This window comes from Amycolatopsis sp. FBCC-B4732 (assembly GCF_023008405.1).
Classification (GTDB): domain Bacteria; phylum Actinomycetota; class Actinomycetes; order Mycobacteriales; family Pseudonocardiaceae; genus Amycolatopsis; species Amycolatopsis pretoriensis_A.
Window position 1 is genome coordinate 112811 of sequence record NZ_CP095376.1, and the last position, 25285, is coordinate 138095.

A 25285-nucleotide genomic window follows, 5' to 3' on the forward strand; every position below is an offset into this window, starting at 1 on the left:
CGTTCACCTCGCCTGACGCGATGAACGAGTCGTTCATGACGTCCGCGCCGCGCGTGCTTGCCGGGGGAAGCGGATTGGAAGCGGGCGCGCCTAGCGTCCCGACCGTCCCTTCCGGCGAGAGAACCTTCGGAGCTTTGATGAGATGGGGTAGAGCCGTCGCCGCGGTCGGTGCCGTGGTCGCGCTCGCGGTGTCGGGGGTCGCCGGTCCGGCGGCCGCCGGTGAGGCGAAGTACGTCGGGGAGCTGGCGCTCACCGAGACCGGCGTGGTCCGCGGGACCGCGGCCGCCGACCTGGTGACGTTCAAGGGCGTGCCGTACGCCGCCCCGCCGGTCGGGGCGCTGCGCTGGCGGGCACCGCAGGCCGCGAAGGCGTGGGACGGCGTCCTCGACGCCACGAACTTCCGCAGCCAGTGCGCGCAGCTCGGCGGCCTCGGCGGGATCATCGAGTCCTACGAGGAGAACTGCCTCTACCTGAACGTCTTCGCGCCGAAGACCGCCGGGGTCAAGCCGGTGGTCGTCTGGTTCTACGGCGGCGGTTTCCAGAACGGCACCAGCTCCACCTACGACGCCGCGCGCCTGGCCGCGCAGGGTGACGTCGTGGTCGTCACCGTCAACTACCGCGTCGGCGTGCTGGGCTTCCTCGCGCTGCCGTCGCTCGACGGCGAGACGCCCGGCGTGCAGTCCGGCAACTTCGGCATCCAGGACCAGCGCGCGTCGCTGAAGTGGGTGCAGCGCAACATCGCCGGCTTCGGCGGGAACCCGGGCAACATCACCATCGGCGGCCAGTCCGCCGGCGCCGGGGCCGCGTGCATCCACCTCGCCTCACCCGCCTCGGCCGGGTTGTTCCAGCGCGCCATCGGCGAGACCTACAGCTGCGGCTCGCCGCTGCTCACCAAGGACGCCGCCGAGACCATGGGCACGACCGTGGCCACGCAGTCCGGCTGCGCCGACGCCGCCACCGCCGCGAACTGCCTGCGCGGCAAGACCGACGTCAAGGCACTGATGCAGGCGTGGCCGCCGCTGCCGCAGGGGCCGGTGGCCGGGGGCAGCGAACAGCCGCTGCAGCCGATCGACGCGTTCCGGCAGGGCAGGTTCAACCGCGTGCCGATGCTGTGGGGCAACAACCGCGACGAGATGCGGCTGATCGTCAGCATCCAGTACGACGCCGCGGGCAACCCGGTCACCGCCGAGTCGTACCCGCGGATCATCCGGAACACCTTCGGCGTGGACGCCGACCGCGTGCTGGCGAAGTACCCCGCGGCCGCGTACCCGACGCCGGGTCTCGCGCTGTCGCAGGTGCTCAGCGACGCCGGGGACGACCAGCTCGCCACCTGCCAGCACGTCACGGCGTACCGCGCCGCGATCGCCGGGCAGGCCAAGCTGTTCGTCTACCAGTTCTCCGACCGCACGGCCCCGCCGGTCGTCGACATCCCCGGCTTCGACGAGGGTGCCGAGCACGGCGCGGAGCTGAACTACCTGTTCCCGAAGTTCACCGGTGCGACGCTGAACGCGCCGCAGCAAGCGCTCTCCGACCAGATGGTGAAGTACTGGTCGACGTTCGCCCGCACCGGCGACCCGAACGCTTCGGGCCTGCCCGCGTGGCCGCGCTTCAGCACGGGAACGGCGCGTGACGCGCTGTCGCTGGACCTCGCGTCCGCCGGCGGCAACCAGAAGATCGACCTGGCGACGCGCAGCCAGTGCGACTTCTGGGCGACCGTGCCGCCTCCGCCGGGAGCCTGAAACCCGTTGGTACCGAAGGGGACTGCCCGCGAGGGCAGTCCCCTTCTTCGTGTCCGGGGGGCACCACGGATCGCGTCGCTCCCGTCGCGGCCGGTGACTTTCAGGCCCGGGGAAGCCGGTGGAAGCGAAGCAGAAGCCACGCCTTCTAGGTTTTTCCAGGTACCGCAAGAAAACTGTGAGGAGGGCCCATGCCGGACGGGATCGCGATCGTCGGCCTGTCCTGCCGGCTGCCCTCGGCCGCGGACCCCGCCGGGTTCTGGGCGCTGCTGCGCGAAGGCCGCAGCGCGATCGGGGAACCGCCCGCCGGCCGCGCCGCTTCCCCCGGCGCGCCGCCGGCGGCGTACCTCGAGCGCGTCGCGGACTTCGACCCCGCGTTCTTCGGGATCTCGCCGCGGGAAGCCGCCGCGATCGACCCGCAGCAGCGGCTGATGCTCGAACTCGCCTGGGAGGCCGTGGAAAACGCCGGTCTCGTGCCGGGGCCGCGGACCGGCGTCTTCCTCGGCGCCGCCTCCGACGACTACGCCACCCTGCTCGACCGCGCCGGTGCCGACGCCGTCACGCGGCACTCCATGGCCGGGATCCGCCGCGGCCTGATCGCCAACCGCGTCTCCTACGCGCTCGGTCTGCGCGGGCCGAGCTTCACCGTCGACTCCGGACAGTCGTCGTCGCTGGTCGCGGTGCACCAGGCCGCGGAAAGCCTGCGCCGCGGGGAATGCGCGGTCGCGCTCGCCGGCGGTGTGCACCTCAACCTCGTACCGGAAGGTGCTGTCCTGGCCGAACGTTTCGGCGGGCTGTCGCCCGACGGCACCACTCACGTCTTCGACGCGCGCGCCAACGGGTTCGTGCGCGGCGAGGGCGGCGCGGTCGTCGTCCTCAAGCCCCTCGACCAGGCCCTCGCCGACGGCGACCTCGTGCACGCGGTGCTCCTCGGCGGCGCGGTCGGCAACGACGGCGGCGGCGCCGGTCTCACCGCGCCGGACGCCGACGGCCAGGCCGAAGTCCTGCGGCGGGCTTACGCGGGGGTCGACCCGCGGTCGGTCCAGTACGTCGAGCTGCACGGCACCGGCACGAAGGCCGGCGACCCGGTCGAAGCCGCCGCGCTGGGCCGGGTCCTCGGCCGTCCGGACGCGCCCCTGATCGTCGGGTCCGCGAAGGCGAACGTCGGTCACACCGAAGCCGCGGCCGGGATCACCGGCCTGGTCAAGGTGGTTCTCGCGCTGCGGCACCGGAAACTGCCGCCCACCCCCGGTTTCGAGACCTCGGCGATCCCGCTGGCGGAGCTCGGCTTGCGGGTGCAGACGTCGTTGTCGGACTGGCCCGAGCCCGGCCGCCCGCTCGTGGCCGGCGTGTCCTCGTTCGGCATGGGCGGAACGAACTGCCACCTGGTCTTGCAGGAGCCGCCCGCGCGGGAGAAGGCGGCACCGGACGTCCCGCACGCGTTGCCGTTCCTGCTGTCGGCGCGTACGCCGGAAGCCCTGCGCGATCAGGCGTCACAGCTTTCCACGATGTCCGAAATGGACACCGTGGACGTCGGTCTTTCGCTGGCCACCACGCGCAAGCACCACGAACACCGGGCCGTCGTCGTCGGCCGGGACCGCGCGGCGCTCCTGGCCGGCCTGCGCACGCTCGCCGGCGGCGGCAGCGCCCACGAGATCGTCCGGGGCCGGGTGGCGGACCGGGGCGCGCTCGCCTTCCTGTTCAGCGGGCAGGGCAGCCAGCGCGCCGGGATGGGCCGGGAGCTGGCCGAAGCCTTCCCGGCGTTCGCCTCAGCTTTCGCCGAGACGTGCGCCGCCTTCGACGGCCTGCTCGACCGGCCGCTGGCCGACGTCGTCCTCGAAGACGCCGTCGATCGGACGGAGTACACCCAGGCCGGCCTTTTCGCGTTCGAAGTGGCGCTGTTCCGGCTGTTCGAGGCCGCCGGGGTGCGGCCGGACTTCGTCGCCGGGCACTCGGTCGGCGAGCTGGCCGCCGCGCACGTCGCCGGCGTGTTCTCCCTGACCGACGCGGCCCGGCTGGTCGCCGCCCGCGGCGCGCTCATGCAGGCCCTCCCGGCCGGCGGGGCGATGGTCGCGGTGGAAGCCGCCGAGGCCGACGTACGGTTGCTGCTGGGCGAGCGCGTCTCGCTCGCCGCGGTGAACGGGCCGTCGGCGGTCGTGCTGTCCGGTGACGAAGACGCCGTCCTCACCGCCGCGGCCGAGCTGGCCGCGCGCGGGCACCGCACCAAGCGGCTGACCGTCAGCCACGCCTTCCACTCCGCGCGGATCGAGCCGATGCTGGCGGCGTTCGGCGAAGTCGCGAGTGGACTGTCCTATGCGGACGCGCGGATCCCGGTGGTGTCGAACGTGACCGGCCGGCTCGCGACGGCCGAACTGGGCACCGCCGCATACTGGGTGCGGCACGCGCGCGAGGCGGTCCGGTTCGCCGACGGCGTCCGGACGCTGGAAGCCCGCGGCGTAACGGACTTCGTCGAGATCGGCCCGGCCGGGGTGCTGACCGAGCAGGTCCGCGCGACCGTCGCGCGGGCCGCCGTCGTCCCCGCCCAGCGCGGCGCGCGGTCCGAGACCGCTGCATTACTGCGGGCGCTGGCGACCCTGCACGTCACCGGCCGCGACGTCGGCTGGGCCGCGCTTTTCGCGCCCTGGCGAGGCAACCGCGTCGAGCTGCCGACGTACCCGTTCCAGCGCGCGAGCTACTGGCTTCCGGACCGGCGGGACATCCTGACCGCCGGCCCGGTTGCCGAGCGGGTCCCCGAACGCGGGGCCGGGGACCCGCTCGTTCCCCTCGACCTGGTCCGCGCCGAGGTCGCGGCCGTCCTGGAGTACGCGTCGGCGGCCGACGTCGACCCGGCGCGGAGCTTCCGCGACCTCGGCGTCGACTCGCTGACCGGCCTCGAGCTGCGGGACCGGCTCGCCGAGGCGACCGGCCGCGCGCTGCCCGCGACGCTGCTGTTCGAGCACCCGACGCCCGAGGCCGTGGCCGCGCACCTGGCCGGTGCCGCCGAGGCCCGCGACGACTTCGCCGCCGCGTCGGGCGAACCCATCGCGATCGTGGCGATGGCCTGCCGGTTCCCCGGCGACGTCCGCACGCCGGAGGACCTCTGGCAGCTGGTCGCATCGGGCCGGGACGCGGTGTCCGCGCCGCCGTCGGACCGCGGCTGGGACAGCGACGCCGTCCGCGAGGGCGGGTTCCTGACCGGGGCGGCCGAGTTCGACCCGGCGTTCTTCGGCATCAGCCCGCGCGAGGCGCTCGCGATGGACCCGCAGCAGCGGCTGGTGTTGCAGGCGGTGTGGGAGGCCTACGAGCGCGCGGGCATCCGACCCGAGACGGTCCGCGGCCACCGCGACGGCGTCTTCCTCGGCGCGACCTCGCACGAATACGGCCCGCGGCTGCACGAAGCCGAGGACGGCCACCTGCTGACCGGGACGTCGCCGAGCCTGATCTCCGGCCGCGTCGCGCACGTCTTCGGGCTGGAAGGCCCGGCGATCACGGTGGACACGGCGTGCTCGTCGTCGCTGGTCGCACTGCACCTGGCGGTGCGGTCGCTGCGGGCGGGCGAGTGCGGGATGGCGCTCGCGGGCGGGGTCACGGTCATGTCCGGGCCCGGGATGTTCGTCGAGTTCGCCAAGCAGGGCGGCCTGTCCGCCGACGGCCGCTGCCGCGCGTTTTCGGCCGACGCGGCCGGCACCGGCTGGGCGGAAGGCGCCGGGGTGGTGCTGCTGGAGCGTCTGTCCGACGCGCGGCGCCACGGCCACCCGGTGCTGGCCCTGGTCCGCGGCACGGCGGTGAACTCCGACGGCGCGTCCAACGGCCTGACCGCTCCGAGCGGCCCGGCCCAGCGCCGGGTGATCCGGGCGGCACTGGCGGACGCGGGACTGACGGCGTCCGAGGTGGACGTCGTCGAGGCGCACGGGACGGGCACGGTCCTGGGCGACCCGATCGAGGCGTCGGCGGTGCTGGCGACCTACGGCCAGGACCGCTCGACGCCGTTGTGGCTGGGCTCGCTGAAGTCGAACATCGGTCACGCCCAGGCGGCGGCCGGCATCGGCGGCGTGCTGAAGCTGGTGCTGGCGATGCGGCACGGGATCCTGCCGAAGACGCTGCACGTCGGCGAGCCGACCCCGCACGTGGACTGGACGTCGGGCGCGGTCGAGCTGCTCACCGAGAGCCGCGCCTGGCCCGAGGTCCCGCGCCCCCGCCGGGCGGCGGTCTCGTCGTTCGGCATCAGCGGCACGAACGCCCACGCCATCCTGGAGGCACCCCCCGAGCACCCCAACGCCACATTGGGTCGCTCGGCCGCGCCGTGGGTGCTCAGTGCCAAGACTCCGGATGCGCTCCGGCGGCAAGCCCTTGACCTGCGGGAACACCTTCTCGCACACCCCTCGCTGACGTCCGGCGAGGTGGCGGCCACGCTGGCCGCGCGGAGCCGGTTCGAGTACCGCGCGGGGATTGTCGGCGGTCAGCTCGACGCGCTCGAAGCGCTGGCCGAGCACGGCACCGGCATCCATCGCACGACCCCGGGCAAGCTCGCTTTCCTCTGCACCGGACAGGGTTCCCAGCGCGCCCGCATGGCCCAGCCCCTCTACGACGCCGACCCGGTCTTCGCCGCCGCCCTCGACGAGGTTTTCGCGGCGCTCGACCCGCACCTGGACCGTCCACTCAAGACCGTCGTCTTCGCCGACGACACCACCCTCCTCGACCGCACCGCCTACACCCAGCCCGCGCTCTTCGCCGTCGAAGTGGCGTTGTTCCGGCTGTTCGAGCACCACGGCATCCGGCCGGACTTCGTGGCCGGGCACTCGATCGGCGAACTCGCTGCCGCACACGTCGCCGGGATCCTCGACCTCGCCGACGCCGCCCGGCTCGTCGCCGCCCGCGGCACGCTGATGGACGCACTCCCCGGCGGCGGGGCGATGGCCGCCATCGAAGCGACCGAGGCCGAGATCCCGCTCGGCGACGGCGTTTCCCTCGCCGCGGTCAACGGGCCCCGGTCCGTCGTCGTCGCCGGCGACGAAACCGCCGTTGCGAAGATCGAAACGCACTTCGCCGGACTCGGGCGGCGGACCCGGCGCCTCACCGTCAGCCATGCCTTCCACTCCCCGCACATGGACGGCATGCTCGACGCCTTCCGCGCGGTCGCCGGGTCGGCCACGTTCCACCCGGCGCGCATCCCGCTGGAGGTCGACGGCGATCCCGCGACGCCGGAGTTCTGGGTCCGGCACGTCCGCGGCACCGTCCGCTTCGCCGACACCGTCGCCCGCCTGGCCGACGCCGGCGTCACCACGTTCGTCGAGCTGGGGCCCGACGGCGTCCTGACCGCCATGGGCCGCGATTGCCTGCCGGACGGCGACTTCCTCCCGACCCTCCGCTCCGGCCGCGACGACGTCCAAGCCGTGTACCCGGTGCTGGCCGTGCTCGGCGAAGCGATTCCGAGTAAGTCCACAGTAGACTTGCCGACTTATCCGTTCGAGCGGCAGCGCTTCTGGCTCCCGCCACGCTCGCTGCGCGCCGACGTCGCGGCCGCGGGCCTCACCCCGACCGGCCACCCGCTGCTCGGCGGCGGCGCCGAGGTCGCCGGCACGGACGGCGCCCTGTTCACCGGCCTCCTGTCCGTGCGGACCCAGCCGTGGCTGGCCGATCACGTCGTGCTCGGCGCGAACCTCCTGCCCGGCAGTGCTTTCGTGGAACTCGCGCTGCTCGCCGCCGGGCAGGCGGGCTGCGACCGGCTCGACGAGCTCGTCCAGGAGACCCCGCTCGTCCTGCCCGCGGACGGCCGCGTCCAGCTCCAAGTTTCTCTCGGCGCACCCGACGAGTCCGGCCGCCGCGCGGTGGCCGTTTCGTCGCGGCCCGACCAGCCGTCGGTGACCGCGGGCTGGACCCGCAACGCCGCCGGGTCCGTCTCCGCCGGCGGAACCGTGCCCGCGCCGGAGCCGGTCTGGCCGCCGGAAGGCGCCGAGCCCGTCGACCTCGACGGCCGGTACGACCGCATCGCCGACGCCGGGTTCGGCTACGGCCCCGAATTCCGGTGCTTGCGCGCGGTCTGGCGGCGAGGCGACGAGCTGTTCGCCGAAGTGGCACTGCCTGAGCACCGCGTCGCCGAGGCCGCGGACTACGGCCTGCACCCCGCCTTGCTCGACGGCGCCCTGCACGTCGTCGCGTTCGGCGACCCGGAAGGCGTCGAGGCGGGCCGGATCCCGTTCTCCTGGCACGACGTCCGTCTGCACGCGGCCGGCGCGAGCACGATCCGCGTCCGCTACACCGCGGCCGCCGGAATGTCCATCGTAGACACCGCAGGTGCTCCGGTCGCCGAAGTCGGTGCCCTGTCCCTGCGGCCCGTCGCCGCGGACCAGCTGACGGCCACCGTCTCCCGCGACGACCTCTACCGCGTCGCCTGGACGCCGGTGCCCGCCCCGGTCACGACGGCGACCTGCGTGCTCACCACCGGCCTCGACCTGGCCGAGGTCCCCGACTTCGTGGCGGTGCGCCCCGAGTCCGGCACAAGCGCGGTGCCGGCCCGGGTGCGCACCGCCACGAACCACGCGCTCGGCCTCATCCGCACCTGGCTCGCCGACGCCCGCTTCGACGGCGCCCAGCTCATCTTCGTGACCAGCGAACTCGCTGACGCCGGGGTGCGCGGGCTGGTCCGCTCGGCCCAGACCGAGCATCCCGGCCGGTTCGTGCTCCTGGACACCGACACCGAGCTGACGCCGAAGGAAATCGCCGCCGTCGCGGCCACCGGCGAACCGGAACTGGCGTACCGGGACGGCGTCGTGCTCGTCCCGCGGCTGGCCCGGGCCACCGTGCCGGACGCGGTCCCGGCTCCGCACGGCACCGTGCTCATCACCGGCGCGACCGGTGGTCTCGGCCGCGCGCTGGCCCGGCGCCTCGCCGAGCAGGGCGTCCGGCACCTGCTGCTGGTCAGCCGCCGCGGTCCCGCCGCGGAAGGCGCCGGAGAACTGGTCGCGGAACTGGAGGCGCTGGGCGCGGAGGTGACCCTCGCTGCCTGCGACGTCGCCGATCGCGACGCACTGGCCGCGCTGCTGTCCGAACACCCGGTGACCGCGGTCGTCCACGCCGCCGGTGTTCTCGCCGACGGTCCGGTCGAGACGCTCACCACCGAGCAGCTCGACGACGTCCTGCGCGCGAAGGTCGATGCCGCCTGGAACCTGCACGAGCTGACCGGCGAGCTGACCGAGTTCGTGCTGTTCTCCTCCGTTTCCGGCCTGCTCGGCACGGCGGGTCAGGCCAACTACGCGGCCGCGAACGCTTTCCTCGACGCACTCGCCGGACATCGGCGTGCTCAGGGACTTCCGGCCACGGCGCTGGCGTGGGGTCTGTGGGAGACGGCGGACGGCATGGGCGGCGGGCTGGCCGCCGCGGACCGGACCCGGATGTCCCGCACCGGCGTCGGCACTTTGTCCACTGTGGACGCGCTCGACCTGTTCGACACCGCCCGCGGCGCCGCAGACGCGCTGCTCGTGCCTCTGCGCGTCGACGAAGCCGGACTGCGTGCCGCGGGGACGGTGCCGTCGCTGCTGCGAAGCGTCGTCCGCTTGCGCGCCGGCCGCGGTGCCACCAAGACCGCGATCACCGTCGAGGGGATCGCCGACGTCGTCCGTGCCGAGGTCGCGGCCGTGCTCGGGCTGGGGAACCCGGCCGCGGTGGAGCCGGGCCGGGCGTTCAAGGAGATCGGGTTCGACTCGCTCACGTCGGTCGAGCTGCGCAACCGCCTGGCCGCCGCGACCGGGCTCCGGCTGCCGGCCACGCTCCTGTTCGACCACCCGACGCCGGCCGCGGTGATCGACCGCCTGCACGCGGAACTGGGCGGCGGCGAGGAAGCCGCGGAAGCCGCCACACAGACCGCCGTCGTGGGGGACCCGGTCGCCATCGTCGGCATGGCCTGCCGCTTCCCCGGGGGCGTGACCGGCCCGGACGAGCTGTGGCAGCTGGTCGTCGACGGCCGGGACGCGATCAGCGAGTTCCCGGTCGACCGCGGCTGGGACGTCGAGGCGCTGTACGACGCCGATCCCGACCGCCCCGGCCGCACCTACACCACGCGCGGCGGGTTCCTGCACGACGCGGGCGAGTTCGACGCCGAGTTCTTCGGCATCAGCCCGCGCGAGGCCACCGCGATGGATCCGCAGCAGCGCCTCCTGCTCGAAACCTCCTGGGAGGCCTTCGAAAACGCCGGGATCGACCCGCTCGGCCTGCGCGGCAGCCGCACCGGCGTCTTCGCGGGCGCGATGTACCACGACTACACCGCGCGCCTGGCCCCGCTGCCCGAGGAAGCCGAGGGCTACTCGTTCACCGGCGGGTCCGGCAGCGTCGTTTCCGGCCGCGTCGCCTACACCTTCGGGTTCGAAGGCCCGGCCGTCACGGTCGACACCGCGTGCTCGTCGTCGCTGGTCGCGCTGCACCTCGCCGCGCAAGCCCTGCGGCAGGGCGAATGCGGCCTCGCGCTCGCGGGCGGCGTCGCGGTGATGGCCACGCCGGGCTCGTTCGTGGAGTTCAGCCGCCAGCGCGCGCTCGCCCCGGACGGCCGCTGCAAGCCGTTCGCGGCCGCCGCCGACGGCACCGCCTGGGCCGAGGGTGCCGGGATGCTGCTGCTGGAATGCCTGTCCGACGCCCGCCGCAACGGGCACCCGGTGCTCGCCGTGCTGCGCGGGTCCGCGATCAACTCCGACGGCGCGTCGAACGGCCTCACCGCCCCGAACGGCCCGTCGCAGCAACGCGTGATCCGCGCCGCGCTCGCGACCGCGGGCCTGACGACGTCCGATGTGGACACCGTCGAGGCGCACGGCACCGGCACCCCGCTCGGCGACCCGATCGAGGCGCAGGCCCTGTTGGAGACGTACGGCCAGGGCCGGGAAACGCCGCTGTGGCTGGGTTCGCTCAAGTCGAACGTCGGGCACACGCAGGCCGCCGCGGGTGTCGGCGCGGTCGTGAAGATGGTGCAGGCGATGCGGCACGGCGTGCTGCCGAAGACACTGCACGTCGACGAGCCGTCCCCGCACGTCGACTGGACGGCGGGCGCGGTCGAGCTGCTCACCGAGAACCGCGCCTGGCCCGAGGTCGCACGGCCGCGGCGCGCGGCGGTGTCGTCGTTCGGCATCAGCGGGACCAACGCGCACGTGATCCTCGAAGCCGTTCCGGAACCGGAGCCGTCCGCGACAGCGAACGAGCCGGCCCCGTGGGTGCTCTCGGCCCGCACGGAACCCGCACTGCGTGAGCAAGCCCGGCGCCTTCTGTCCCTTGTGGACGGCGATCCCGCCGGCGTCGCGCGGGCGTTGGTCGAGCGACCGGCGTTCGACCACCGCGCCGTCGTCACCGGTGACCTGAAGGCCGGGCTCACCGCGCTCGCCGAGCGGGGGACCGGCGCCGGTGTGGCGCGGCCGGGCCGCCGGGTCGTGTTCGTCTTCCCCGGTCAGGGCTCGCAGTGGGCCGGGATGGGCCGGGAACTCCTCCAGACCGAACCGGTGTTCGCCGAGCGGATGGCCGAGTGCGCGGCCGCCCTCGGCTCCTTTGTGGACTGGCACCTCCTGGACGTCCTCGGCGACGCCGAGGCGCTGCAGCGGGTCGACGTGGTCCAGCCCGCGCTGTGGGCGATGATGGTGTCGCTCGCCGCCGTCTGGCGGGCGTACGGCGTCGAACCCGCCGCCGTCGTGGGCCACTCCCAGGGTGAGATCGCCGCCGCGGTCGTCGCGGGTGGACTGTCCCTGTCGGACGGTGCCCGCGTGGTCGCGCTGCGCAGTAGGGCGTTGCTGGCGCTGTCGGGACGCGGCGGCATGGTGTCCGTGGCCGCGCCGGCCGATCGGACGCGGGAGCTCATCGCTCCTTGGCCGGGGCTCGCGGTCGCCGTGGTCAACGGCGGCGCCTCGACCGTGGTGTCCGGTGACGCCGACGCGCTCGACGAGCTGCTGGCCTCGGACGTCCCGGCCAAGCGGATCGCCGTCGACTACGCCTCCCACTCGCCGCACGTGGAAGTCCTCGAAGACGAGCTGGCCCGAGTGCTCGCCCCGGTGCGGCCGCGGTCGGGGGAGATTCCCTTCCACTCCACCGTGACCGGCGAACTCACCGACACCGCCGACCTCGGCGCCGCGTACTGGTACCGCAACCTCCGTCAGCCCGTCGAATTCGCGCGCACCACCGAAAACCTCACCGAAACGGGCCACGACGTCTTCATCGAGTGCAGCCCGCACCCGGTCCTCGTCAGCGCCCTCGCCGAGACCACCACCGCCCTCGGCACGCTCAAGCGGAACGACGGCGGTCCGGTCCGCGTGCTCGCGGCACTCGGCGAGGCGCACGTCCACGGCGTGCCGGTCGACTGGGCGCTGCCCGCGGGCACTCGCGCGGCCCTGCCGACCTACCCCTTCCAGCGCGAACGGTTCTGGCTCGACGCGGTCGAAACCCCCGCCGGCGTCGACGGGCTCGGCCTCGACGCGGCCGGGCACCCGCTGCTGGCCGCCTCGACCCGGCTCGCCGACCCGGACGTCCGGCTGTTCACCGGCCGGCTGTCGCTGCGGGCGATGCCGTGGCTCGCCGACCACGCCGTCCTCGACACGCCGTTGCTGCCCGGCACCGCGTTCCTCGACCTCGCCCTGCACGCGGCCCGCGAAACCGGTGCCACCGTGGAAGATCTGACCGTCGAAGCACCGCTCGTCCTGCCGCGCCGCGGCGCCGTGCTCGTCCAGGTCACCGTCAGTGAAGACGCCGTGAAGATCTTCGCCCGCACCGAGGACGGGCCCTGGACGCGGCACGCTTCGGGCACCCTCGGCCCGGCCACCGCCGCGGTCCGCCCGCCGCTGACCTGGCCACCTGCCGGGACCGAGATCGACGTCGAGAAGTTTTACGTCGCCGCGGCCGAAGACGGCTTCGACTACGGCCCCGCCTTCCAGGGCCTGGCCCGGGCCTGGCGGTCCGGTGACGACGTCCACGCCGAGATCAGCCCGGCCGAGCCCGGCACCTTCGTGGTGCACCCGGCCCTGCTCGACGCCGCGGCCCAAGCGGTCCGGCTCGGCGGCTTCTTCGCCGACGACGCCCCCCGGCTGCCGTTCGCGTGGTCCGGCGTCACCGCCCACGCGTCCGGCGCCCGGGCGCTGCGGGCCCGGCTTTCCCCGGCCGGCCCGGACGCGGTGTCGCTGGCGGTGGACGACGAGGACGGCCGTCCGGTGCTGACGGCGGAAGCGCTGACCCTGCGCCCATTCTCACCCGCGCAGCTCGCGGCCGGTTCGGACTCGCTGTACCGCCTCGCGTGGCAGCCGGCCGAGACCGGCGCGCCGGTCGAGGGCGACGTGGTGGTGTCCGCCGGCACCGGAGAAGTCCGCGAAGTCCTCACCCGGCACCTGGACCTCGTGCGCGAGTTCCTGGATTCGCCCGCCGACGGCCGGCTCGTGGTGCTGACCAGCGGCGCGACCGAAGACGACCTCACCGGCGCCGCGCTCTGGGGGCTCTTGCGGTCGGCGCAGGCGGAGCACCCGGGCCGGATCGTGCTGGCCGACGTCGACGACGACCCGCGTTCGCGGGAAGCTCTGCCCGCCGCACTCGGGACCGGGGAGGGGCAGCTCGCCCTGCGTGCCGGGGTCGCGTACGTTCCGGCGTTCGCCCGCGCGGACGTCCGCGCTGCCACCGGGCCGCTGCTCGACGCGGCCGGCACGGTGCTCGTGACGGGGGCGCTCGGCACGCTCGGGCGGCTCGTCACCCGGCACCTCGTGCTCGCCCACGGCGCCCGCCACCTGCTGCTGCTCAGCCGCCGGGGACCGGAAGCCGACGGCGCGGCCGAGTTCGCCGCCGAGCTGGCGGAGCTGGGCGCGGAGGCTGAGGTCGTCGCCGCGGACGCCGCCGACCGGGACAGGCTCGCCGACGTGCTCGCGGCGATCCCGGCCGAGCGCCCGCTGACGTCGGTCGTGCACGCCGCCGGGGTGCTGGCCGACGCGACCTTCTCCGCGCTCACCGCCGGGCAGCTCGACACCGTGCTGTGGCCGAAGGTCGACGCCGCCCGGCACCTGCACGAGCTGACCGCCGGACTCCCGTTGCGCAGCTTCGTCCTGTTCTCCTCGGTCGCGGGCACGCTCGGCACCGCGGGGCAGGCGAACTACGCCGCCGCGAACGCCTACCTCGACGCGCTCGCCCGGCACCGCCGCGCGCACGGGCTGCCGGCGTTGTCGCTGGGCTGGGGCCTGTGGGCCGAGGCGAGCACGATGACCGGCGGGCTGGACCGCACCGACCTGGGCCGGCTGGGCCGCACGGGGGTGCTGCCGCTGTCGAACCGGCAGGGCCTGGATCTCTTCGACGCGGCCTGGGCGGCCGGGGAGGCGGTGCTGTACCCGGTCCGGCTGGAGACGTCGGCGGCCCGGCTCGGCGAGGTCCCGCCGTTGCTGCGCGGGCTCGTCCGCGCTCCGGTCACCCCGGCGAAAGCGCGGGTCGAGCTGACCGACGTCCCCGCCGCCGAGCTGCCGAAGGTGCTGCTCGACCTGGTCCGGGGCGAGGTCGCCGCGGTGCTCGGGCACCAGGGGACGGCCGCGATCGACCCCGCCCAGCCGTTCGCGGAGATCGGGTTCGACTCCCTGACCGCGGTCGAGCTGCGCAACCGGCTCACCGCCGCGACCGGGGTGCGGCTGCCCGCGACGCTCGTCTTCGACCACCCGACGCCGTCGGCCGTCGCCGCGCACCTCGAACGCGGGCTGGTCACCGGCCCGGCCCGGCCGGCGGCGCTCGACCACGTCGAGCGCCTCGAGCACGCCCTCGCCGACGTCGACGAGTCCGTGCTGGCCACGGTGCTGGCCCGGCTCGAAGCCCTCGGCGCCCGCCTGCGGCGGCCCGAACCCGAACCCGGCGACCCGGCGCAGCACCTGCGCACCGCTTCGGCCGGCGAACTACTCGACTTCATCTCCAAGGAGCTGGGCAACCATGGCTGAGCACGACGACCGCGTGCTGGAGAACCTCCGCTGGGTCACCCTCGAACTGCACCAGGCCCGCGAGAAGCTGCGGGCCGCCGAGGAGCCGATCGCCGTCGTCGGCACCGGCTGCCGGTACCCCGGCGGCGTCACCACGCCCGAGGACCTCTGGCGGCTGCTCGACGGCGGCACTGACGCCATCACCGAGTTCCCCGGAGACCGCGGCTGGGACGTCGAAAGCCTGCACCGGCCGGACGAACCGGGGCACTCCAGCACCCGCCACGGCGGGTTCCTCGCCGAGCCGGGCGCGTTCGACGCCGGGTTCTTCGGCATGTCCCCGGCCGCCGCCGAGGTCACCGACCCGCAGCACCGGCTGCTGCTCGAACTGTCCTGGGAGGCCGTCGAACGCGCCGGCATCGACCCGCAGTCGTTGCGCGGCAGCCGGACCGGCGTGTTCGCCGGGACGATGTACGCCGACTACGGCACCGGCGCGGCCGACGCGGACCTCGCCGGCCGGGTGCTGATGGGCACCTCCGGCTCCCTGGCCTCGGGCCGGATCGCCTACACCCTCGGCTTCGAAGGCCCGGCGCTGACGCTCGACACCGCCTGCTCGTCGTCGCTGGTCGCCGTGCACCTGGCGGTGCAGGCGCTGCGCCGCGGCGAGTGCACGCTCGCGCTCGCGGGCGGCGCGACGGTGCTCGCGACGCCGTCGGTGTTCGTCGAATTTTCCCGCCAGCGCGGGCTTTCCGCCGACGGGCGCTGTAAGGCGTTCGGCGCGGGCGCCGACGGCACCGGCTTCGCCGAGGGCGCCGGGGTCCTGTTGCTGGAACGGCTTTCCGACGCGCGCCGGCTCGGGCACCCGGTGCTGGCCGTGGTGCGCGGCTCGGCGGTGAACTCCGACGGCGCGTCGAACGGCCTGACCGCGCCGAACGGTCCCGCGCAGCAGCGGGTCATCGCGCAGGCGCTCGCCGACGCGCGGCTGGCACCGTCCGATGTGGACGTCGTCGAGGCACACGGGACCGGTACCGCGCTGGGCGACCCGATCGAAGCCCAGGCGGTGCTCGCCGCGTACGGACAGGATCGGGCGGAGCCGCTGTGGCTCGGGTCGGTCAAGTCGAACCTCGGGCACACCCAGGCCGCCGCCGGCGTCGCCGGGCTGCTGAAGATGATCCTGGCGTTGCGGCACGGCGTGCTACCGAAGACGTTGCACGCCGACGAGCCGTCACCGCACGTGGACTGGACGGCGGGCGCGGTGTCGCTGCTGACCGAACCGCGGCCGTGGCCCGCGGGGGACCGCCCGCGCCGGGCCGGGGTGTCGTCGTTCGGGGTCAGCGGGACCAACGCGCACGTGATCCTGGAGGAGGCGCCCGCGGCCGAACCGGCTGTCTCGTCGCCGGACGTTCCCTCGGCACCGTGGGTGCTGTCCGCCCGGAGTGCCACGGCGTTGCGTGGCCAGGCCACCCGGCTGCTGTCCGTCGTGGACGATAACCCGCTCGACGTCGCCCACTCGCTGCTGAGCTCACGCAGCCGGTTCGACCACCGCGCGGTCGTGCTCGGCGAGGACCGGCGCCGGGGGCTCGCGGCGCTCGCCGCCGGGGAGGAATCGTCCACTGTGGTCACCGGGATCGCCGACGCCGGGCCGGACGCGGTGTTCGTCTTCCCCGGCCAGGGTTCCCAGTGGGCCGGGATGGGCCGTGAGCTGCTGGAAACGTCTCCGGTGTTCGCCGCCCGGCTGGCCGAGTGCGCGGCCGCGCTGGTGCCGTTTACCGACTTCGACCTGCTGCGCGTCCTGCGCCGCGGCGACGAGCTCGACCGCGTCGACGTCGTCCAGCCCGCGCTGTGGGCCGTGATGGTGTCGCTGGCGGCGCTGTGGGAGTCCCACGGCGTCCGGCCCGCGGCCGTGCTCGGGCACAGCCAGGGTGAGATCGCCGCCGCGTGCGTCGCCGGTGCACTGTCCCTTTCGGACGGTGCGCGGGTGGTCGCGTTGCGCAGCAGGGCCCTGGCCGCGTTGTCCGGCCAGGGCGGGATGGTGTCCGTGCGGCGGCCGGTCGGCGAGGTCGAGCAGCTGCTGACGCCGGGGCTGTCGATCGCCGCGGTCAACGGGGCCGCCTCGGTCGTCGTGTCCGGCGAACCGTCCGCATTGGACGAACTCGTCGAGAAGTGCGGTGAGCACGCGAAACGGATTCCGGTGGACTACGCGTCCCACTCCGCGCAGGTCGACTCGCTGCGGGAGCGGCTCCTCGCCGACCTCGCGCCGATCCGGCCGCGCCGGGCCGAGGTCCCGTTCCTCTCGACGGTGACCGCGTCGGCGTTCGACACCACCGGGCTGGACGCGGAGTACTGGTTCACGAACCTGCGGCAGCCGGTGCTGTTCGACCCGGCGCTGCGGGCCGCGCTGGCCGAGGGCTGGACCGCGTTCGTCGAGCTCAGCCCGCACCCCGTGCTCACGCTGGGCATGCAGCAGACGGCGCCGGGCGCGGTCGTCGCCGGTGCGCTGCGCCGCGGCGACGGCGGCCTCGGCCGGGTCCGGCTGGCGCTGGCCGAACTGGCCGTCCGCGGGATCGACGTCGACTGGGCACTGCCGGCGGGACGGCGGATCGACCTGCCCACGTACGCGTTCGACCACCGCAACCACTGGCTCACCACCCAGACCGCACTTTCACGTGAAAGTGATCCGGAGGAGCCCTCTCCAGATCACTTTCACGTGAAAGTGGTGGGGCTGACCGGCGCCGAGCGGCGGCGGGCGCTGGTGAAGCTGGTCCGTTCCGCCGCGGCGGCCGTGCTCGGCCACGCCTCGGCCGACGACGTCCGGCCGGCCGGGTCGTTCCGCGAGCTGGGCTTCGACTCGGCGGCGGGTGTCCAGCTCCGCAACCGCCTCGCCGCGGCGACCGGGCTGGAGCTGCCGGTGACGGTGGTGTTCGACCACCCGACCGCCGCTGCGCTGGCCGACTACCTGCTGGCTTCGCTGGCGGACACGCCGTCGGCCGGCCTCGACCGCCACCTCGACGCGCTCGAGGCCGGCCTGCGCGACCTCGACGGCGCCGCGCGCGACCACGTGCTGACCCGGCTCCGGACGCTCGTCGCGGCCGGGCCGGGCGCCGCGGCGGAACTGGCGGGCGCCACGGCCGACGAGATGTTCGCGCTGCTCGACGAAGAACTGGGTGCCGCCAAGTGACGAACGAACAGAAGCTCCTCGACTACCTCAAGCGCGCCACCGGCGACCTGCGCGAAGCCCGCGGCCGGGTCCGGGAGCTCGAGGACCGCGCGCACGAGCCGATCGCCGTCGTCGGGATGAGCTGCCGGTACCCCGGCGGTGTCGCTTCGCCCGCTGACCTGTGGACGCTGGTCGACGAGGGCCGCGACGCCGTCACGGAGTTCCCGGCCGACCGCGGCTGGGACCTGGCGAAGCTGGCCGATCCCGCGTCGGCGTCCGGCACGAGCTACGTCCGGCACGGCGGGTTCCTCGACGACGTCGCCGGGTTCGACGCGGCGCTGTTCGACCTCAGCCCACGCGAAGCCACGGCGATGGACCCGCAGCAGCGCCTGCTGCTCGAAGCCGCCTGGGAAGCGTTCGAACGGGCCGGCATCGCACCGGATTCCGTGCGCGGCAGCCGGACCGGCGTCTTCGCGGGGACCAACGGCCAGGACTACGGGCCGCGGCTGCACGAGGCACCCGCCGACGTCGAAGGCCACCTGCTGACCGGGCTGGCCGCGAGTGTCCTTTCCGGACGGATCGCCTACGCGTTCGGCCTCGAAGGCCCGGCGCTCACGGTGGACACCGCGTGCTCGGCGTCGCTGGTCGCGGTGCACCTGGCGATCCGGTCGCTGCGCGCGGGGGAGAGCACGCTCGCGCTGGCCGCCGGCGTGTCGGTGATGAGCACGCCCGGCGGGTTCGTCGAGTTCAGCCGCCAGCGCGGGCTCGCCCCGGACGGCCGCTGCAAGTCCTTCGGCGCCGGCGCGGACGGCACCGGCTGGGCCGAGGGCGTCGGCGTCCTCGTGCTGGAACGCCTGTCGGACGCGCAGGCGAACGGCCACGACGTCCTGGCCGTGCTGGCGGGTTCGGCGGTCAACTCCGACGGCGCGTCCAACGGCCTCACCGCGCCCAGCGGTCCCGCGCAGCAGCGGGTCATCCGGGCCGCGCTGGCCGACGCGCGGCTCGTCCCGTCCGATGTGGACGCCGTCGAGGCACACGGCACCGGCACCGTGCTGGGTGACCCGATCGAGGCTTCGGCGCTGCTGGCCACCTACGGCCAGAACCGGGAAACGCCGCTGTGGCTGGGATCGCTCAAGTCCAACATCGGGCACGCGCAGGCCGCGGCGGGCATCGGCGGGATCATCAAGACGGTCCTCGCCCTCCGCGCGGGGAAGCTGCCGCGCACGCTGCACGCGGACGAGCGCTCACCGCACGTCGACTGGACGGCCGGCGCGGTGTCCCTCCTGACCGAAGCCCAGTCGTGGCCCGCGGGGGATTTCCCGCGCCGTGCGGGGGTCTCGTCGTTCGGGGTCAGCGGAACCAACGCCCACGTGATCGTCGAGGAAGCTCCGGCGGTCACCGCCGAACCGACCGAGCGGGTCGCGCCTGTCGTGCTGCCGTGGTTGCTGTCGGCCAAGACGCCCGAAGCTCTGCGTGCCCAGGCGGCTCGGCTGGGTGGGGTCGAGCCGAGCGTCGACGTCGCGTTTTCGCTGGCCACGACCCGGGCGCAGCTCGAGCACCGGGCCGTTGTCGTCGGGGAGCTGCCTGCCGGGCTGGCCGCGTTGGCTGCGGGGTTGCCCGCCGCCGGGCTCGTCCAGGGCCAGGCTCGCGCCGAGACCAAGCTCGCCTTCCTGTGCACCGGCCAGGGCGCCCAGCGGCCGGGCATGGGCCGCGAGCTGTACGCCGCGTTCCCGGTGTTCGCGGCCGCGTTCGACGCCGTCTGCGCCGAGATCGACGCCCGCCGGGACGGCGCGCCGCCGCTCAAGGACGTCGTCTTCGCCGACGTCGGCACGCTGCTCGACCGCACCGACCACGCGCAGGCCGGGCTGTTCGCGGTCGAGGTCGCGCTGGCCCGGCTCGTCGAGTCTTGGGGCATCCGCCCGGACGTCGTCGCCGGGCACTCGCTCGGCGAGATCACCGCGGCGCACCTGGCCGGCGTGCTCTCCCTCGCCGACGCGGCCGCGCTGGTCGCCGCGCGCGGCCGGCTGATGGCGGCGGTGCCCGCGGGCGGCGCCATGGCCGCGATCGAGGCCGGGGAAGCCGAACTCGACCTGCCACCGGACGTCGACCTGGCCGCCGTCAACGGGTCGGCCGCGGTCGTCGTCTCCGGCCCGGAAGACGCCGTCGCGGACGTGGTCGCGCACTGGGCGGCCCGGGGACGCCGGACCCGGCGGCTCACCACGAGCCACGCCTTCCACTCCGCCGCGATGGACCCGGTCCTCGAGCCGCTGGCGGAAACCGTGCGGACACTGGACTTCCGGCCGCCGGTCGTCCCGCTGGTGTCCACCCGCACCGGACAGGCCGCCGAGATGTCCACAGTGGACTACTGGGCCGCGCAGGTCCGGGAGCCGGTCCGCTTCGCCGACGCCGTCGCGACGTTGGCCGGGCAGGACGTCACGGCCTACCTGGAACTCGGCCCCGACGGCGTGCTCACCGCGATCGCCCGCGGCCTCACCGACGCCGTGACGGCGGTCGCGCTGCGCCCGGACCGCGACGAGCCGGCCACCCTGCTCACGGCGGTCGCCACCCTGCACACGCACGGCGTCCCGGTCGACTGGACCGCGTTCTTCGCCGGTGCGCGGCGCACCGACCTGCCGACCTACGCCTTCCAGCACGAGCGCTACTGGCTCACCGCGGACGGCCGCACGCCGGCTCGTGTCCGCGCGGAAGTTCCCGTACCAGGCGGGAACCTGACCGATATGGTCCGCGCGCAGGCCGCGGCCGTCCTGGGCCACCCCGAAGCCCTCGACGCCGAGCGCGCGTTCGCCGACCTGGGCTTCGACTCGCTGACCGCCGTCGAACTCAGCTCCCGGCTGGGCACCGCGACGGGGCTGACGCTGCCCGCCACGCTCGTCTTCGACCACCCGACCCCCGCCGCGCTCGCCGCGTGGCTCGCGGGCAAGACGCCGGCCGGGGCGATCACCGCCCACGCGGGCTCGGCCGACCCGATCGTCGTCGTCGGCATGGGCTGCCGCTACCCGGGCGGCGTCGCGTCCCCGGCCCAGCTGTGGGACCTGGTGCTGAGCGGCACCGACGCGATCAGCGCGTTCCCCGCCGACCGCGGCTGGGACGTCGACGGGCTGCACGACCCGGAACCCGGCCGGCCGGGCAAGACCTACGTCCGGCACGGCGGGTTCCTGGCCGACGCCGCCGGGTTCGACGCCGGCTTCTTCGGGCTCAGCCCCCGCGAGGCCCTGGCGACGGACCCGCAGCAGCGGCTGCTCCTGGAAGTCGCGTGGGAGACGTTCGAGCACGCGGGCATCGACCCGCGCGCGGTTCGCGGTGACGCCGTCGGCGTGTTCGCCGGCACTGCGTCCCAGGACTACGGACCGCCGCTGCACGAAGCTCCCGAGCACGTCGGTGGCAACCTCGGCACCGGCACCGCGGCCAGTGTCCTTTCCGGACGGATCGCCTACACGTTCGGCTTCGAAGGCCCGACGCTGACCGTCGACACGGCGTGCTCGTCGTCGCTGGTCGCGCTGCACCTCGCGGCGCAGTCGCTGCGCGCGGGCGAATGCACGCTCGCCCTCGCCGGCGGGGTCACGGTCATGTCGAGCCCCGGCGCGTTCGTCGAGTTCAGCCGCCAGCGCGGGCTCGCGCCGGACGGCCGCATCAAGTCCTTTTCGGACACCGCGGACGGCACGGCGTGGGCCGAAGGCGCCGGGATGCTGCTGCTGGAGCGGCTTTCGGACGCGCGGCGGCTCGGGCACCCGGTGCTGGCCGTGGTCGCCGGGTCGGCGGTCAACTCCGACGGCGCGTCCAACGGCCTCACCGCGCCCAACGGGCCGTCGCAGCAGCGGGTGATCCGGCAGGCACTCGCCAACGCCGGACTGTCCGCTTCGGACATCGACGCGGTCGAAGCCCACGGCACCGGCACGGTGCTGGGCGACCCCATCGAGGCGCAGGCCGTCCTGGCCACCTACGGTCAGGACCGGACGGCGCCGCTGTGGCTCGGGTCGCTGAAGTCGAACATCGGCCACGCGCAGGCCGCGTCCGGGGTCGGCGGGATCATCAAGATGATCGAGGCCATGCGCCACGGCGTCCTGCCGCGGACCCTGCACCTCGAGTCGCCATCGGCCAAGGTGGACTGGACGGCCGGTGCGGTCGCGTTGCTGACCGGCACCACGCCGTGGCCCGAGACGGACGTCCGGCGTGCCGCCGTGTCGTCCTTCGGCGTCAGCGGCACGAACGCCCACGTGATCCTCGAACACCCGGCGGGCACCGCCGCACCGGACGGGTTCACGGGCCCGGTGCCGTGGCTGCTGTCGGCGCGCACCGAGACGGCGTTGCGCTCGCAGGCCGGGCAACTGCTCGAGGTCGACGCCGATCCCGCGGAGGTCGCGCGGGTCCTCGCCTCCGGCCGGGCCGCGTTCGCGCACCGGGCGGTCGTCCTCGCGGACACGCCGGAGGACCGCGCCGCCGGACTGGCCGCGATCCGCGACGGCCGTGGCGCGATCACCGGGGAAGCCGGACCCGGCCGGACGGCGTTCCTGTTCACCGGCCAGGGTTCCCAGCGGGCCGGGATGGGCCGCGAACTGTACGGGACGTACCCGGCGTTCGCGGCCGCGTTCGACGCCGCGTGCCCGGATCCGCGAGTCCGGGAGGTCGTCTTCGCGGGCGGCCCCGAGCTCGACGGCACCGAGTTCGCGCAGCCGGCCATCTTCGCGGTCGAGGTCGCGCTCGTGCGGCTGCTCGAATCGTGGGGCGTGCGGCCGGACGCCGTGCTGGGCCACTCCGCCGGCGAGATCGCCGCCGCCCACGTCGCCGGCATCCTGACCCTCGAAGACGCGGTCACGCTGGTCACCGCGCGGGGCAGGTTGATGCAGGCGCTGCCCGAGGGCGGCGTGATGATCGCGGTGCAAGCGTCCGAAGAGGACGTCCGGCCGCTGCCGGCCGGGGTGTCGCTGGCCGCGGTCAACGGCCCGGACGCCGTGGTGCTCTCCGGGGAAGCGGCCGCGGTCGCCGAGGTGGCGGCGCGGTTCGCCAAGACCAAGCGGCTCGCCACGAGCCACGCGTTCCACTCGCCGCTGATGGCCCCGATGCTGCCGGACTTCCGCGCGGCACTCGAAACGGTGTCCTTCGCCGCGCCCGCACTCCCGTTCGTCCCCACCGGCGGGACCGGCCCGGAGACGGCGGAGTACTGGATCGGGCAGGTCGAAGCCACCGTCCGGTTCGCCGACGGCATCGAGGCCCTGCGCGCCGACGGCGTCACGACGTTCGTCGAGATCGGCCCGGACGCCGTGCTGGCGGCGCTGGTCGAGGACGCCGTGCCGGTGCTGCGCGCGGACCGGCCCGAAGCCGAGACGCTGCTGACGGCGGTGGCCCGCCTGCACGTCCAGGGCAAGGGTCCACAGTGGACGTCGATCCTGGGTTCGGCGACCACGCGGGTCGACCTGCCGACGTACCCGTTCGAGCGCGAGCGGTTCTGGCTCGACCCGGGCACGCCCCCGGCGGCCGACCCGGCCGGCGCGCGGTTCTGGGCCGCCGTCCGCGACGGCGACGGCATCGGGCTGGCCGAAACCCTCGGCGTCGAAAGCTCCACAGTGGACGCCGTGCTGCCCGCGCTCGCCCGCTGGCGCGGCGAAGCCGACGGCGGGACCACCGGCTGGCGGTACCGCGTGGCCTGGCAGCCGATCGACACCCCGGCCGCGCTCGACGGCTGGTGGCTCGCCGTCGTCCCCGAAGGCAGCGACCTGCGGCTTCCCGAAGGCGTCACGGTGCTGGAGGTGCCTGCCGGGATCAGCCGCGCGGACCTCGCGGCGCGGCTGCCGGAGACCGACGGCGTGCTGTCGTACCTCACCACCGCCGAGGACGTCCTCGTGCTGGTCCAGGCCCTCGGGGACGCGGGCCGGGACGCGCCGCTGTGGTGCGTCACGCGCACCGCCGTCCAGGTCGGACCGGGCGAGCCGGTGGACCCCGCCGCGGCCGGGATCTGGGGTCTCGGCCGCGTCGTGGGGCTGGAGCACCCGCGCCGCTGGGGCGGGTGCGTCGACCTCGCGGACGGCGCCGACCTCGTGCTCGGCGGCGGCGAGGACCAGATCGCGGTGCGGCCGTCCGGGGTGTTCGGACGGCGGCTCGTGCGGACGACCGGGCGGCAGGTCCGCGAGTGGCGCCCGCGCGGCACGGTGCTGATCACCGGCGGCACCGGCGCGCTCGGCGGGCACGTCGCCCGGCGCCTGGCGGCCGGCGGCGCCGAGCACCTGGTGCTGACCAGCCGTCGTGGCCAGGCCGCACCCGGGCTCGCCGAGGACCTGACCGCGCTCGGCGCGCGGGTGACGGTCCGCGCGTGCGACGTCGCCGACCGGGCCGCGCTGGCCGCGCTGCTGGCCGAATTCCCGCCGTCCGCGGTGGTCCACGCCGCCGGCGCGGCCGATCCCGAGTACCTGGCCGGCACCTCCGTGGCCGAGTTCGCCCGCGTCCGCGCGGCGAAGGTGCTGGGCGCGGCCCACCTCGACGAGCTGCTCGGGGACACCCCGCTCGACGCGTTCGTGCTGTTCTCGTCGATCGCGGCCACCTGGGGAAGCGGCGGCCAGGGCGCGTATTCCGCGGCGAACGCGGCGCTCGACGCCGTCGCCGAGTCACGCCGGGCCCGCGGCCTGACCGCGACGTCGATCGCCTGGGGCCCGTGGGCCGGGCCGGGCATGGCCGAGGGCGAGGCCGGCGTGCAGATGGCGCGGCGCGGGGTGCCCGGGCTGCCGCCGGAGCGCGCGGTCGCCGAGCTGATCGCGGCGGTCGAGCGGGACGAGCCCACAGTCGTCGTCGCGGACGTCGACTGGACGCGGTTCGTGCCGGCGTTCACCGCCCAGCGCCCGAGCCCGCTGCTCGGCGAGCTGCCCGAGGTCCGCGAGGTCCTGGCGCTCGAACCGGCGGCCGGCGGCGCGGTCGCGGAGATCCTCGGCACCGCCCAGGGGCCAGAGCTGGACCGGCTGCTGCTCGACATCGTGCGCGGCGAGATCGCCGTGGTGCTCGGGCACGCGACGCCGGAGTCGGTGGACGTCCGCCAGCCGCTGCGCGACCTCGGCCTCGACTCGCTGGCCTCGGTCGAGCTGCGCAACGGGCTGTCCCGCGCGACCGGGCTCGCCCTGACCAGCACGCTGGTCTTCGACCACCCGACGGCCGAAGCGCTGGCCGCGCACCTGCGCACCCGCGTCGAGCCCGCGCCCGACGGCCTCGCCGAGGAGCTGGACCGCCTCGAAGCCGGCCTGACGTCGGCGGGTGCCCAGGACCGGGGCCGGGCGCTGGCCCGCCTGGAGGTCCTGCTCGCCCAGTGGCGCGAGGACCGCGAGTCGATCGCGGAACGCCTCGACTCGGCCGACGACGACGAGATGTTCCGCCTGCTCGACACCGAATTCGGCATCTCCTGATGCCGCCGACCCCCTGCCACCGCTCGGCGCCGACGCCATGAACGACCCGTTCACCGCGTCCGACGTCATGAACGACTCGTTCATGACGTCCAGCCGCCG

Annotated in this window: 4 protein-coding genes; all 4 read left to right on the forward strand. The window is 74.9% G+C overall.

From position 1 onward, the window contains the following. Positions 1-137: 137 nt before the first annotated feature. Positions 138-1739 (forward strand): carboxylesterase/lipase family protein, encoded by a 1602-nt coding sequence (locus tag MUY14_RS00520; RefSeq protein WP_247019668.1) that lies wholly within the window; start codon positions 138-140, stop codon positions 1737-1739. Between the two features lie 188 nt (positions 1740-1927). Next, entirely contained in the window at positions 1928-14650 is a 12723-nt protein-coding gene (locus MUY14_RS00525) for a type I polyketide synthase (protein ID WP_247019669.1), read from the forward strand. Then, positions 14643-17804, forward strand: a complete 3162-nt coding sequence (locus MUY14_RS00535; RefSeq protein ID WP_281506238.1) for a type I polyketide synthase — start codon at positions 14643-14645, stop codon at positions 17802-17804. The genes MUY14_RS00525 and MUY14_RS00535 overlap by 8 nt, the downstream gene beginning before the upstream one ends. Beyond that, positions 17801-25186 carry a type I polyketide synthase gene (locus tag MUY14_RS00545; RefSeq protein WP_247019670.1) on the forward strand — a complete coding sequence of 2462 codons (7386 nt, stop codon included), beginning with the start codon at positions 17801-17803 and terminating at the stop codon, positions 25184-25186. The genes MUY14_RS00535 and MUY14_RS00545 overlap by 4 nt, the downstream gene beginning before the upstream one ends. Positions 25187-25285 lie beyond the last annotated feature (99 nt).

Coding starts and splice junctions, on each gene's coding strand:
- MUY14_RS00525 (WP_247019669.1), top strand. CDS start 1,928: ATGCCGGACGGGATCGCGATCGTCGGCCTGTCCTGCCGGCTGCCCTCG.
- MUY14_RS00520 (WP_247019668.1), top strand. CDS start 138: ATGAGATGGGGTAGAGCCGTCGCCGCGGTCGGTGCCGTGGTCGCGCTC.
- MUY14_RS00535 (WP_281506238.1), top strand. CDS start 14,643: ATGGCTGAGCACGACGACCGCGTGCTGGAGAACCTCCGCTGGGTCACC.